Origin of the sequence: Algibacter ulvanivorans (assembly GCF_048381495.1) — a bacterium.
Classification (GTDB): Bacteria; Bacteroidota; Bacteroidia; order Flavobacteriales; family Flavobacteriaceae; genus Algibacter_B; species Algibacter_B ulvanivorans.
This window is the reverse complement of sequence record NZ_JBLWGD010000085.1, coordinates 1-283: the sequence shown is the minus strand read 5'-3', so window position 1 is coordinate 283 and position 283 is coordinate 1. Positions and strand designations below refer to the sequence as shown.

Here is a 283-nt window from a genome sequence, read left to right as displayed (position 1 = left end):
TAACTTCATCGCCTTGATTAACATTTATAACTTCTTCGCCGCTTTGCCATTCGCCATTTATTTTATATTCTTGGGTTAATGGGTGTATTGCGCAAATAGAATCATCAACTATATTTACATCTAATGTCTTTATACAACCTAAACTTGACTCGAACCTATATAAACCTGATTGAGATGTACTTGTTACTCCTAAATTGTAATCTCCATTTACAATGCTGCCGTCTGGTAGTGTGATTGTAAAATCCACATCTTCTTGAACAACACTTAACTCTAAACTATCACC

1 protein-coding gene is annotated in these 283 nt (G+C 34.3%); it reads right to left on the bottom strand.

Annotated features, from left to right (window positions below; all coding sequences use genetic code 11):
- Positions 1-283, bottom strand: a 283-nt coding sequence (locus ACNG5D_RS16060) for a hypothetical protein (protein WP_418184540.1), incomplete at both ends; no start/stop codon positions are given.